Genomic DNA, 13046 nt, shown 5'->3' with positions numbered 1-13046 from the left:
TCACTCAGCCGCCAATATGCACATCATAGCCTGCACGGATTGCCACTGTTTGAAAACGTGCAATCTCTGCGGTATCTGGCACAGGAATATGCCGCATCAGATAAGGCTTGCCGAGCAGGGCATATTTGTCCTCACCGTACTGATGAAAGGGCAGCAGATGCAGTTCGGGTAATTGGAAAGGAGCAAGAAAGTTCAGGATCGCCTGAAAATTGTCGCAGTCCAGCGTGTAGCCAGGGATCAATGGCAGACGTGGTAAAAGCAGGGCTCCCCGTTTCGCCAGTGCCTCAAAGTTCTTCAGCACGCGTGACTGGTCCATGTTCAAAATCTTACGCGCCTGTGTGATGTCCATGATTTTCAAATCGAATAAAATCTGATCGCAGTGTTCCGCTACGCTCAGCAGATGCTCACAGGGTACATCCCCCGCTGTTTCAATTGCCGTATGAATGCCTAATGCCCGCAGACGTTGCAGCAGATGACGGGCAAAATCATGCTGCATAAGTACCTCTCCACCGGAAAGCGTGACGCCTCCGCCGGAAGTGCGAAAGAACACTTCATCTTTCAGTATGCGTTCCAGTAATGCACTCAGACCGATAGTTTCCCCTATTCGCTCCATTGCGCCGCTTGGGCATTCATCTGCATCATTCAGACAATGCCTGCAGTGCAGGCATTTTGATTCGCGCCGGACGGTTTGAATCCGGGGCGAAATAGATTCTGGGTTAGCGCACCATGGGCAACGGTGTGGGCAGCCTTTGAAAAAAATCAGGGTACGGATACCCTGACCATCATTGAGCGAAAAACGCTGAATGTTGAATATCCGCGCCTCGGGTTCAGGCGGTACCCGGCCCGATTCGACGCAGTTACAACTGATGCGCTGTGCGGCGGATGATGTCATCCTGAATCTCCTTCGACAGTTCGACGAAGAATGCGCTGTACCCAGCCACCCGCACCACCAGACCGGCGAAATCTTGCGGACGTGCCTGCGCTTCCCGCAGTTGTTCAGCATTCACTACGTTGAACTGAATGTGTTGCAGTTTTAGCTTGGTAAAAGCGCCGAGAAAGTCTGCCAATTTATTCAACCCCTGTTGGCCCTCGAGCGTTGATGGGGTGAATTTCACATTCAACAAAGTACCATTGGATAACAGATAGCTGTCGAGTTTGCTGACTGATTTCAGCACTGCCGTCGGCCCCTGATGGTCCCGCCCTAACATCGGCGAAAGACCGCCGTCGGCTAACTGTTCTGCGGCATAACGGCCATCCGGTGTTGCGCCGACCACCGCCCCAAGCGGAACGTGAGCGGAGACGGTATACGAGCCGGGTGTAAATTGGCCCCCTCTCGGGTTACGGAATTTTTCTACTTCTTTGCAGTAAAAACGCAGTAAATCTGCGCTGATTAAATCGACATCATCAATGTCATTGCCATATTTATCGAAACGGTTAATCAGCCGCGCGCGAATCGCTTTCCCTTCTTCGCTGGCGAAATTCTCTTTCAGTGAGGCCAGCAATTGATCAAAGCTCAGGCGTTGCTGGTCAAAGACTATGCCTTTGAGGGCAAACAGTGAGTCACTGAGATTGGCAATGCCAATGCCCTGCACGCCCGAAAAGTTGTAGCGGGCACCACCCGCAGTGATGTCCTTACCACTTTGCAGACAGCCCTCAATGAAAGAGGAGAGCAGGGGGACCGGCGCCCAGTCGCGATGTCCGATATCGCAAATATTGCTACCTTCGACCATCAGGCGCACAAAGTGACTGATTTTATGGCGTATTTGGTCGAGGAGTTGTTCATACGTGATAGCACTGTTGCCCTGGTTTTCATGCAGGGTCAGCTCCATCACTTTCAAAAGGTTGAACATCGCGATGTCGTGTAAACCGTAGGTTTTCCCCGGAATTGAGAGCTCGACGCAGCCAACCACGGCGTAGTCGCGTGCGTCTTCCAGGGTAACCCCCCGATTAAGAAAGGCCGGTACCACGACTTCATCATTAAAGATTTGCGGTATGCCGGTACCGAGCCGAATGGTTTCTGCGGTTTTCAGCAGAAATGGGCGGTCAATTAACTCATTGACGCGGACACCCAGATTGGGTTGCGGCAGGCGAATGTTCTGATAAGCATCAAGACATAAGGTGGAGAGAGGATTGACCGCACTGCGGCCGGTTTCTGTCAATCCTCCAAGTAAAATGGTGTAACCCGTCGGGAAACCGGCAAAGTAGCGGGCGCTGGAGGTTGAGCGCAGCAACACAATGTCATTACATTTCACCCACAGGCATTCCAACAACTCCTGCAAGAACCCAGGATCTTCTCCCTGGCGAAGCGATGTCTGATAAAACGGCAACATATATTGGTCGAAGCGGCCCAGAGATAACGAGCTGGCGTTGGACTCGTACTGCAAAATGATATTCATGTACCAGAACAGCTGACACGCCTGATGGAAATCCTCAGGTTTGCAGTAAGCAATGTGCAGCGAAACTGATGCGATGCGCTCAAGTTCAAGGCACCGCTGTGGATCCTGACACTGTTCGGCTTCGAGCGTAGCCAATGAGGCATAGCGTAAAATATGTCGCTGTGAGGCCTGTAATAAAATCAAAGCTGCCTGATAGAACGCGTTGTCGGGGGATTTTTCCACATGGTTTTTAATCTCTACCAGCAGAGCATCCAGTCCTTTATTCAACAGGCGCGGGTAATCGATAATGATGTGCCCCTGGCCTTTATCCGTCTGGTTGATACTGAATATTTGTGTGCTGGTTGCCGCTTTGACCTCTTCTGACATCTGGCCGTTGATGAAATCCTTCATCGAACGTTTTTCCCAGTAGGGGAAAAGCATCTGGCGATAAATCTGTTTATCTTGCTCAGAAATGGCAAACCTGTCCTGCGGGCGGGTTGGGAAATCCTCCAGCTCTTTCATTAACCAATAAGGGTCCATCTCCGGTGAGATAATTCCCGCCCGCGGTTTTACCGTACGGTTACCGGCGATCAGTTCGTCGTCGCGCAGGGATATTTCCACATTCTCCAGAATATGCGCCGTAGCTTTGGCTCGCCGGATAACTGTAGGTTCACCCTCGGTCTGACGGTGGCTTTCCGTATACAGCAGGGCACGCTCCAGTGAGATCTCACGCGGGCTGGAAAACAGCGCCGACTTGAGACGTTCGATGCGAGATGTCATCACTTTCTCCTTGTGGCCTTAGACCCGTGTGGCGAGGTGTGCGGCAATTTTTTCCATAATGGTGTCGGTGCGTTTTACAGCATCACTGATCCCAACACGCACCACGATTTTACCTTTGAAGCGCTCTTCAAATTTGATACCGATGTCCTTGGTCAGAATAACCATGTCCGCACCGGCAATGTCTTCTGCCGACAGCTCATTTTCCAACCCTATTGACCCCTGAGTTTCTACTTTGCACAGCCAGCCCCGGGCAATGGCTGCGCGCTCGATGGCTTCTGCGGCCATATAAGTGTGTGCAACACCTGATGGGCAGGCTGTAACAGCGATAATAGTCGTCATAATGATCTCCTTATGTACCCGCAATCCTTCCTGCAACTTGAAGGATTTGGTGGGTAAATGGGTTAGTTAATTTCGAAGTCCAGATCCAGGTCAGATTCTTGTGGCACAGCGGCTGTGGTTTTTTTACTGGCTAAATGTTTGAGCAGATTGACGCATAGCGCCGTTATCACCGTGCCTACCAGCAATGCGACGAGATACCCGAGCTTGCCTTCGACTACCGGTAACACGATGAGGCCGCCCCAACCGGCGTAGCACTGCGCGCATACCAGTGCTGCTGTCACAGCCGCACAGGCTGAGCCAATCATGATGGAGGGGATGACGCGCAGCGGGTCAGCGGCGGCAAACGGAATGGCCCCTTCGGAGACACCCACACAACCCATCAGCAGTGCGGCTTTGCCGGCTTCGCGTTCATCTTCGCTGTAGTAGCGCCGACCGATCAGCGTGGCAAAACCCATACCCAGCGGCGGGGTGGCAATCGCCACTGCGGCGATAGCGACCACGGCATAAACGCCCTGTGAGACACAAATCAGCATAAAGGCGTAGGCGACTTTGTTGACTGGCCCACCCATGTCGAAAGCCAGCATCAGACCCATAATGATGGCAAGCACAATAATGCTGCCTTGCTGCATCCCTTGCAGCCAGTGGGTCAGGCTGGTGGTTAGCAGCCCTACAGGCTCGCCGAGTCCCCACATCATGATCCCGCCGGTGAGAAGGGTGCCAATAATAGGAATGACGAAAATAGGCATAACGGAACGCAGAATTTTGGGTACCGGGGCTTTCTTCAAATAGAAAACAATGATGCCGCCCAGCATGCCGGCAATGATGGCACCGAAAAATCCCGCGCCGAATGAAGCACCCACCCATGCGCCAATCGCCGAGGGTGCCAGTGCTGAGCGATCCGAAATGGAGTAGCCGATGTATGCAGCCAGGAAAGGCACCATCAGGGTTAATCCTGCGACGCCGATATCAAACAATTTTTTTAGGTTGGGATCTGTTGCGGCATCAGGCACTGCGCCTTTGCCATAAAGCATGACAGACACTGCCAGCAAAATGCCCCCTGCTACCACAAAGGGGATCATATGGGACACGCCGGTCATCAGATGCTGGCGCGTATTTTTCAAAATCGTGAGCAACTCTTTCATGATTGGCTCCTGTGGGTTATCAGAGCGGGTCGATGGCGCGTGTTGTGTTCGGCTCCGTTTTAGCGCCTCTTTTGAAAACTGATCACCCTATAAAAAGAAAGGTAATTGGCCTACACGATAGGCTTAGGTGACTCGGCCTGACAGGAGACAAAATTGCGTTTTACTGGATTTTTGTAATCTAAAAACAAAAATGCGAGCAGCCTCAAATAATCGATGTTTCCAGCTATCGCTGGTTAACTTTCTCTCTGTGAGATGCTTCGCAAAAAATCACCAAGAGTACATTTGTCCAGTATTTGGCTTTTTTGTCTCATATTCATCATGACGTACAGCCTGCAAGCTAAAGCAAACCGGTATTGTTCGCCGTCATTTGGATGAGAGTGTATTTGGATGAGGATGTATAAATGGCCAAAAAAATGACCTTCACCTGCATGTTGCCCAATGGCGTACACGCACGTCCCGCTAGCCATATTGAGACGTTATGCCACCGTTTCAGCGCCCGTATTGAATGGCACAACACGCGTACAGAAAGAATCGGTGATGCCAAAAGCGTGCTGTCGCTGATTGGTACAGATACGTTGCTGGGCGATGAGTGTTACATCATGGTTGAAGGCCAGGATGAAGAGGCGGCACTGGCGGCTTTTAGCCACTTTATCGAACATGAATTTGCGCACTGTGATGAAGCGCTGGCACAAGAAAATGAAGGCGATGAAGCTGAGCCCATTCCTGAATCATTAAGCCATCTTGCACCGACTCTTTTTCGCGGGCGTTCAGTCAGCGCGGGCTGTGCCAGTGGAAAGCTAACCAGCCTGATAAGCGTTAATTTAAACGCATTGGGTGCTTTACCTGCTGCCGGAACGCTTGACCATGAGCAAGCGCTGCTTTCTGCCGGAGTGAGCCGCTTTGCGAAGGTGCTGGAACTGCGGTTAATGGAAGGCAACCCGACGACTACCGCTGTACTCGAAGCTCATCAATCCTTATTACGTGACCAGGTATTCCGCGACCAATTACTGCTGCAAATTGAGGAGGGTAAGAGCTGTGCGCAAAGTATTGTCGGGACTGCTGCTTATTTCAGCCAGCAACTCGGACTCTCTTCCAGCGCCTATCTTCGTGAACGCGAGCTGGATATCAGGGATGTCAGCTTCCAGCTGTTGCAGCATATTTATGGCGAGCAACAGTTTGCTTCTCAGCTTGCGTTGAATGAACCCAGTATCTGTCTGGTTGATGAACTCACACCCAGTCAATTTATCGAGCTGGATAAGCGTTATCTGAAAGGGCTATTGCTCGGTAGTGGAGGTAGTACGTCGCATACGGTGATCCTGGCCCGTTCTTTTAATATTCCGACATTAGTAGGCGTAAATACCCAGGCACTGCAGCCCTATCTCAACCAGACAGTGCAAATTGATGGCGATCTCGGCCTGGTTGCTTGTGAATTAAGTGAACAGGTACGTCGCTATTTTCAACAGGAGCAATGGGTTGCCGGGCAACTGCGTCAGCAGCAGAGCCAGTATCTGGATAAACCGGGATATACCGCCGATGGCGTCAGGCTTGAGGTCGCGGCGAATATTGCCCATTCCATTGAAGCGCAGGCGGCTTTTGCCAACGGCGCTGAGGCGACAGGACTGTTTCGCACCGAAATGCTCTATATGGACCGCACGAACGCGCCGTCAGAAGATGAACTCTACAATATTTTTTGTCAGGCCAGCGAGGCAGCAAAAGGAAAAACCATCATTGTCCGCACTATGGACATTGGCGGTGATAAGCCTGTCGATTACCTGAATATTCCTGCAGAAAATAATCCTTTCCTTGGCTATCGTGCAGTGCGTATCTATCAGGAATATCTACCGTTATTTACGACTCAGCTACGCGCAATTTTGCGCGCTTCGGCTCATGGGCCACTGAAAATCATGATCCCGATGATCTCTTCTATGGAAGAGGTGTTGTGGGTGAAGGATAAACTGGCGGAGGCTAAACAATCCCTGCGCACAGAGCAGATTCCCTTCGATGAGAGAATCCCCTTAGGCATCATGCTGGAAGTACCCTCGGTGCTGTTCATTATTGATCAATGTTGTGAAGAGATAGATTTCTTCAGTATTGGCAGTAATGACCTCACACAATATTTGTTAGCGGTAGACCGTGATAACGCCAAAGTGACCCGCCATTACAACAGCCTTAATCCGGCATTCCTGCGTGGGCTGGATCATGCCGTGCGTGAAGTACACCGGCATGGGAAATGGATTGGTCTGTGTGGCGAGCTGGGCGCGAAAGGTTCAGTGTTGCCGTTGCTGGTGGGACTCGGGCTGGATGAAATCAGTATGAGTGCCCCTTCTATTGCTGTTACCAAGGCGCGTCTGGCGAAGCTGGACAGCCGTGAGTGCCGTCAACTGTTAAACAGCGCTATGGCATGCCGCACCTCACTGGAAGTAGAGCATCTGCTGGCGAAGTTCCGTATGGAGGTCAGCAATGCGCCGCTCATCACACCGGAGTGTATTGCTCTTGATACGGACTGGTGCAGTAAAGAGGAGGTGATTAAAGGCATGGTAGATAACCTGATGCTGGCCGGGCGTTGCCGTTATCCGCGCAAATTGGCGTCAGATCTGTGGGCACGAGAAGCAGTATTTTCGACCGGGCTGGGTTTTGGTTTTGCCATTCCTCACACCAAGTCCGGGCACATTGAGCAGTCAACCATCAGCGTGGCAAAGCTGCCCCAGCCAATAGCCTGGGGAGATGAACAGGCAGAGTTTGTCATTATGCTCACCCTCAATAAACATGCGGCAGGGGATCAACATATGCGTATTTTTTCCAAACTGGCGCGCCGCATCATGCATGAAGCTTTCCGTGATGCGCTGGTCAATGCGACCTCCGCGCAGCAGGTTGAGTTGTTGCTGAAACAAGAGCTTGAACTCTAAATTTGCAAGGATAAGGAATGTTATGGAACTCTATCCAGTAGAGGTCGCGGAACAGCTGCTTAGTACACCGGCGGTGCAGGCCGCAGTGAAGAAATTTGAGCAAGAATGGCAGGGCGCATTTGGTCAGGCTGGCCTGGCCTGGCCTGGCCTGAGGTTGATTGACACAACGACCCTGGCAAAAACGCCCCACAGGCATGACTGCCTTGGGGCGTGCCATGCCTGTGCGTATTATTTCACGCCATATTGCTCAAACCATTTCAGCATGCGCTGCCAACCATCGGCAGCGGCTTCGGGGTCATAACTGGCACGGTAATCGGCATTGAACGCATGTCCGGCATCCGGGTAAACCACGATTTCAGCTGTGGCGTTCGCTGCGCGGATGGCCTGACGCATGGTTTCCACACTTTCGAGCGAAATTCCTGAGTCCTTGCCACCATATAAGCCGAGCACCGGTGACGTTAAATCGACAGCTTCATCTACCGGATGCGTCGGGCTGGTGAGCGTCTTATCCCCCACCAGTTTGCCGTACCAGGCGACACCGGCTTTCAGTTGCGGGTTATGTGCGGCATAAAGCCAGGCGATTCTCCCACCCCAGCAAAAACCGGTGATCGCCAATTTTGAAGTATCCCCGCCATGCTGTGAGGCCCAGTGCGCCGTGTGATCAAGGTCCGATAACACTTGTTGGTCGGGCACTTTGCTGACGACTTTACTGATGATATCGCTGATTTCGGTATAGTCGCGGGGATCACCCTGGCGGAAATAGAGCTCAGGGGCGATTGCCATATATCCCTGCTTTGCCAAACGGCGACACACATCCTGAATGTGCTCATGCACACCAAAAATCTCCTGAACCACCAGCACGACCGGCAATTTTCCCGTGTAATGTTCCGGGCGCGCAAGATAGGCAGGCATGTCCTCACCCTGAGATGGGATAGTGGTCTGACCGGCGTGCAGGCCTTCGGTATCGGTGTGCACCGTGGTGCTGGCGACAGGTGTAACCGCCGGGGCGAAGCTGGTCGGAGCCTGTTTTACTTGCGGTGCAGGCACAGGTAAGTCGTCATTCTTCATGTCGGTCTCCATACTTTTCTTATGCAATGAGTCGTGCTGTTGTTTTTAAACTATAGCCATAAACCCGGTACGGCAAGACACAGGACATGTCCTATAGTTAGGCGTTGAGTAAAATGCAGGTCTTTGTACGCTTCCCTACCGTGTCAGGGTTCTCGTGGCCTGGCTAAGACCTTTGCTATTTTCAATGCGTAAAAAAGAGAAATCAGTACGGTATGAATAATCACCAAATAGAGCCTTTATTGTGAAATGGATCACATTTTAAATGTACGCCGTATTTTTGTTGTTACGCCATAGTGACCTTCATCACTAAATAACGGCACAATGATCAGTAGAGTAGCCGGGTGTCCTCCTGCGAAAATATGACCTTAAATAAAGAGGAGTTTGTTATGTCTGACGTTTTTCACCTTGGCCTGACCAAAAAAGATTTAAATGGCGCGACGCTGGCTATCGTTCCCGGTGATCCTGAGCGCGTTGAAAAGATCGCCAAACTGATGGATAACCCAGTGCATCTGGCTTCGCATCGTGAATTTACCTCATGGCGTGCAGAGCTTGACGGCAAATCGGTCATCGTTTGCTCAACCGGTATCGGTGGTCCGTCTACCTCTATCGCGGTTGAGGAACTGGCCCAACTGGGTATCCGCACCTTCCTGCGCGTGGGGACGACCGGCGCGATTCAGCCACATATCAATGTGGGTGACGTTCTGGTGACCACCGCTGCTGTGCGCCTTGATGGCGCAAGCCTGCACTTCGCACCGATGGAATTCCCAGCAGTGGCTGATTTCACCTGTACCACGGCGCTGGTCGCCGCGGCGAAGGCCGTTGGCGCAGAAATTCACATCGGCGTGACCGCGTCTTCTGACACCTTCTATCCGGGTCAGGAACGTTATGACACTTACTCCGGCCGCGTAGTTCGTCGCTTTAAAGAGTCGATGAAAGAGTGGCAGGAGATGGGCGTCATGAACTATGAAATGGAATCAGCGACGCTGTTGACCATGTGTGCCAGCCAGGGCCTGCGCGCCGGTATGGTCGCTGGCGTCATCGTCAACCGTACCCAGCAAGAAATTCCGAATGTTGAGACGATGAAAAAAACCGAAAGTCATGCGGTGAAAATTGTCGTAGAAGCCGCTCGCCACCTGATCTAAAGGCCGCTGCGTTGCTTTTACTTACCTATAACGGGCTGCTTCGGTGGCCCGTTTTTTTATCTTACAACGCGAATCTGTTAAGGTCTGGGAAGAGATAATTCCAGAAAAAGGACCTTTTATGACCGCCACCATTTTACTTCACCCCTCGCTGACTCCTCTTGAAGGTGGCATCAATTTTCGCGAATTAGGCGGCAACAGTGTCGCAGACGGACGTCGGATCAAACGCGGCTGGTTGTACCGTTCGGGCTCACTTGACGCACTGACGGCGAAAGATTGCGACTTTCTGAGTAAAGTCCCGGTTGCGCATATTCTCGACTACCGCGATGCCGATGAAGTCGCCGTAAAACCTGACGTTCTCTGGCATGGTGCTCAGTATCACCATGCGCCGGCCAATCCACTGAGCCACGTAGTTAACGCCAACCTCGAAAAGCTCACGGAACACACCATCAATGCATTTGACCCCGAAGCCTTTATGCTCGAGCTTTATCGCCGGTTGCCCTTCAAAAATGCGGCTTACCAGCAACTGGTAACCCTGCTGAGGCAACCCCGCGGCGGTATTGTCCAACACTGCGCCGTGGGGAAAGATCGCACCGGCATGGGCTCTGCGCTGGTCCTTTTTGCGTTGGGTGCAGACCGCAACACTGTGCTGGAAGATTACTTGCTCACTGACACTACGCTGGCGCCATTCCGCGAACAAATGCTCGATAGAATGTCTATAAAACTCAACGAAAAAGCGCTGGCTAAATTTGCCTATGTTCTTTCTGTGCGCGAAGAGTTTATCGACACTGCGCTAAAATCTATCGATGATTTGTACGGCTCCACCGATTTGTGGCTTGAAAAAGAGTACGGTCTGACAGCAGAGCAGCGTGGCAATCTGCGTGACCGCTATCTTGAGTAGCTTCGAATGGTCAACCCACTCAGTGGTGAGCTAAAAAGTCAGATTTTAAAGTACGTATGATGAGGAAGAGCTTTGACCGTTAACGACATTATTCACCTCACCACCGAATTTGTTCGTGCGCATGAGGGATGGGCTGTGCCCATTGTTTTTTTCCTCGCGTTCGGTGAATCCCTGGCATTTCTCTCCCTGTTGCTTCCCGCCACGGTGATCTTGCTGGGGCTTGGGGCACTGATCGGGGAAAGCGGCATCCCTTTCTGGCCTATCTGGGCGGCGGCTGCAGCGGGTGCTTTTTTCGGCGACTGGCTCTCTTACTGGGTTGGCGCACACTTCCAGAACCGGGTAGGTCATTTTTGGCCGTTTTCAAAACATCCGCAGATGTTGGCGCGCGGGCACGCTTTCTTTGACAAATGGGGGATGCCTGGCGCCTTTATCGGCCGCTTCTTTGGTCCCCTTCGCGCCGTTGTACCGCTGGTTGCGGGCATTTGCGGCATGCCCCAGCGCTATTTTCAAATAGCGAACTTCACCTCCGCCCTGATATGGGCATTTTGGGTATTGGCGCCCGGTGCTTTTGGTATTCAGTGGCTCAGTCGCTGGTTTTAATCTTGTGGTGCGCGGAGGGTTTGCGCAAGAGGGGGGGGGGCTGAGAAATCACATCTTGCGAGACGTCTCGCAAAGTACCAAACCGCCTTAAAATGGGCTGGACATCCATACAGCATGACATTACCTTGGCCGCAAGAATTGACTGATAGGGAGAATCCGTGGACCTCAGCATCCTATATCTGATGGGCGGCGGTTTGGTTGGCATATTATTGGGTTGGCTGATTGCCAGCCTGCGTCAACAGCGGCATCAGACCGAGCATGAAACGCAGCGCCGGTTGTTACAACAAGCTCTGGAGCAGCGGGCTGCGGAAAACGACGGGCTGAAGGCTGAGCGCCAGCATGCCCAGCAGGAGATCCGTCAGGCCGAACTGGAACATCGCAATTTACACAGTGAACTGGCGGGTAACCGTGAAAAACTACAGGTCTTGGCTCACTGGCAAAGTGAGTGCGAACAACTGAATCAGGAATTGCGCGCCCAACGTGAAATCAACAGTGCGCAGGAAGCTGAATTGCGTGAAGTCTCGACGCGACTTGATGAAACTAGGATGGCGGCTGAAGACAAGCAGCGCTTGCTGATCAATAGCGAACAGCGGCTGACCAGCCAGTTTGAAAATCTGGCCAACCGAATTTTTGAGCACAACGGGCGGCGTGCTGATGAGCAGAATAAACAGAGTCTGGACAAGTTGTTACTGCCGTTGCGTGAACAGCTGGATGGTTTCCGCCGTCAGGTACAGGACAGCTTTGGGCAGGAAGCACGTGAACGTCATACGCTGTCCCATGAGATTCGCAATCTGCAACAACTGAACGAACAGATGGCCCGTGAAGCGATAAACCTCACTAAGGCGCTTAAGGGTGACAATAAAACCCAGGGCAACTGGGGCGAGGTAGTCTTGAGCCGGGTGCTTGAGGCCTCTGGCCTGCGTGAAGGGCATGAATATCAGACGCAGGTCAGCGTACAGGTCGATACCAACAGCCGTATGCAGCCTGATGTGGTGGTAAGGTTGCCGCAAAACAAAGACGTAGTGATTGATGCCAAAATGACGCTGGTGGCTTATGAGCGCTACTTCAACAGCCAGGACGAAATCGAACGTGAAATCGCCCTGAATGAGCACATCGCTTCGGTACGCGGCCATATCCGTCTGCTTGGGCGTAAGGATTATCAGCAGTTACCGGGGCTGCGTAGCCTCGACTACGTGCTGATGTTCATTCCTGTCGAGCCAGCTTTCCTGTTGGCTATCGACCGGGAGCCCGAATTGATCAGTGAAGCGCTGAAGCACAACATTATGCTGGTCAGCCCAACGACCCTGCTGGTGGCGCTAAGAACGATCAGTAATCTCTGGCGTTACGAACATCAAAGTCAGAATGCCAAACGCATTGCTGACAGGGCTGCACGGTTGTATGACAAGCTGCGCCTGTTCGTTGACGACATGGAGTCGATGGGACAGAGCCTCGAAAAAGCGCAGGGCAGCTACCGCCTGGCGATGAATAAGCTGGCGCAGGGGCGAGGTAATTTGATCGGCCAGGTTGAAGGTTTTCGTGCGCTGGGTGTTGAGGTTAAGCGGCCAATCAGCCCCTCTCTGGCTGAACAGGCAAGAGCAGAAGACGAGCCGGAAATTGCCGCTTCTCTTGAGAATGATTTACCGCAAGAGGGCGATGACCTGACGCAAAAAAGCAATAACGGTGACACTAACATGTCACGTGAGCGAGAATAATCAGGTCTTATCACTGTGGTTTTTCAAAGATTATTCCAGTGAATGTCTTTGGAAGTTCAATCAGCATCGGTGATGGGGCTTTCC

General features: G+C 52.2%; 10 protein-coding genes and 1 pseudogene. 6 read left to right on the top strand and 5 right to left on the bottom strand.

Annotation, left to right across the window (positions count from 1 at the left end; all coding sequences use genetic code 11):
• Window positions 1-4: 4 nt before the first annotated feature.
• The 4 genes from EAH77_RS19495 to EAH77_RS19480 form a co-directional block, all read right to left on the bottom strand.
• On the bottom strand, window positions 5-892 hold the full coding sequence (locus tag EAH77_RS19495; RefSeq protein ID WP_140474482.1) for a [formate-C-acetyltransferase]-activating enzyme: 888 nt from the start codon (window positions 890-892) through the stop codon (window positions 5-7).
• Window positions 858-3155, bottom strand: a complete 2298-nt coding sequence (locus EAH77_RS19490) for a formate C-acetyltransferase (protein WP_140474481.1) — start codon at window positions 3153-3155, stop codon at window positions 858-860. The genes EAH77_RS19495 and EAH77_RS19490 overlap by 35 nt, the downstream gene beginning before the upstream one ends.
• Window positions 3156-3173: 18 nt before the next feature.
• The gene (locus EAH77_RS19485; RefSeq protein WP_140474480.1) at window positions 3174-3494 is read right to left on the bottom strand and encodes a PTS fructose-like transporter subunit IIB; all 321 of its coding nucleotides are present in this window, start codon (window positions 3492-3494) and stop codon (window positions 3174-3176) included.
• 62 nt (window positions 3495-3556) lie between these two features.
• Window positions 3557-4636, bottom strand: a complete 1080-nt coding sequence (locus tag EAH77_RS19480) for a PTS fructose transporter subunit EIIC (RefSeq protein ID WP_140474479.1) — start codon at window positions 4634-4636, stop codon at window positions 3557-3559.
• Between the two features lie 401 nt (window positions 4637-5037).
• Here EAH77_RS19480 and ptsP point away from each other — a divergent pair, with 401 nt between their 5' ends.
• A complete protein-coding gene (ptsP, locus tag EAH77_RS19475) occupies window positions 5038-7542 on the top strand; it encodes a phosphoenolpyruvate--protein phosphotransferase (RefSeq protein WP_140474478.1) in 2505 nt (834 codons plus the stop codon).
• Window positions 7543-7576: 34 nt separating this feature from the next.
• Window positions 7577-7681, top strand: a pseudogene (locus EAH77_RS25590) (fructose-6-phosphate aldolase); the annotation flags it as partial.
• An 89-nt stretch (window positions 7682-7770) separates the two neighbouring features.
• Here EAH77_RS25590 and EAH77_RS19465 read toward each other — a convergent pair.
• The gene (locus EAH77_RS19465; RefSeq protein WP_140474477.1) at window positions 7771-8610 is read right to left on the bottom strand and encodes a dienelactone hydrolase family protein; all 840 of its coding nucleotides are present in this window, start codon (window positions 8608-8610) and stop codon (window positions 7771-7773) included.
• Between the two features lie 386 nt (window positions 8611-8996).
• On the opposite strand from EAH77_RS19465, the gene udp reads away from it, so the two are divergent.
• The 4 genes from udp (at window position 8997) to rmuC (ending at window position 12962) form a co-directional block, all read left to right on the top strand.
• Window positions 8997-9752, top strand: a complete 756-nt coding sequence (gene udp, locus EAH77_RS19460) for a uridine phosphorylase (RefSeq protein ID WP_140474476.1) — start codon at window positions 8997-8999, stop codon at window positions 9750-9752.
• A 118-nt stretch (window positions 9753-9870) separates the two neighbouring features.
• On the top strand, window positions 9871-10650 hold the full coding sequence (locus tag EAH77_RS19455) for a tyrosine-protein phosphatase (RefSeq protein ID WP_140474475.1): 780 nt from the start codon (window positions 9871-9873) through the stop codon (window positions 10648-10650).
• A 72-nt stretch (window positions 10651-10722) separates the two neighbouring features.
• Window positions 10723-11250 carry a DedA family protein gene (locus EAH77_RS19450; RefSeq protein ID WP_140474474.1) on the top strand — a complete coding sequence of 176 codons (528 nt, stop codon included), beginning with the start codon at window positions 10723-10725 and terminating at the stop codon, window positions 11248-11250.
• A 158-nt stretch (window positions 11251-11408) separates the two neighbouring features.
• Window positions 11409-12962, top strand: coding sequence for a DNA recombination protein RmuC (rmuC, locus tag EAH77_RS19445; RefSeq protein ID WP_140474473.1), 1554 nt, complete (start codon window positions 11409-11411; stop codon window positions 12960-12962).
• The last annotated feature ends 84 nt before the right edge of the window (window positions 12963-13046 follow it).

It is taken from the genome of Ewingella americana, assembly GCF_006438725.1.
Taxonomy (GTDB): Bacteria; Pseudomonadota; Gammaproteobacteria; order Enterobacterales; family Enterobacteriaceae; genus Ewingella; species Ewingella americana_A.
Note: the sequence above shows the minus strand (reverse complement) of the source record. Positions and strands in the feature narration are given on the sequence as shown.

What these genes read in the sequence shown, in the direction of transcription:
- EAH77_RS19485 (WP_140474480.1), bottom strand. Translation starts at nt 3,494, where the DNA reads ATGACGACTATTATCGCTGTTACAGCCTGCCCATCAGGTGTTGCACAC.
- EAH77_RS19490 (WP_140474481.1), bottom strand. Translation starts at nt 3,155, where the DNA reads ATGACATCTCGCATCGAACGTCTCAAGTCGGCGCTGTTTTCCAGCCCG.
- EAH77_RS19480 (WP_140474479.1), bottom strand. Translation starts at nt 4,636, where the DNA reads ATGAAAGAGTTGCTCACGATTTTGAAAAATACGCGCCAGCATCTGATG.
- ptsP (WP_140474478.1), top strand. Translation starts at nt 5,038, where the DNA reads ATGGCCAAAAAAATGACCTTCACCTGCATGTTGCCCAATGGCGTACAC.
- udp (WP_140474476.1), top strand. Translation starts at nt 8,997, where the DNA reads ATGTCTGACGTTTTTCACCTTGGCCTGACCAAAAAAGATTTAAATGGC.
- EAH77_RS19455 (WP_140474475.1), top strand. Translation starts at nt 9,871, where the DNA reads ATGACCGCCACCATTTTACTTCACCCCTCGCTGACTCCTCTTGAAGGT.
- EAH77_RS19495 (WP_140474482.1), bottom strand. Translation starts at nt 892, where the DNA reads ATGACATCATCCGCCGCACAGCGCATCAGTTGTAACTGCGTCGAATCG.
- EAH77_RS19465 (WP_140474477.1), bottom strand. Translation starts at nt 8,610, where the DNA reads ATGAAGAATGACGACTTACCTGTGCCTGCACCGCAAGTAAAACAGGCT.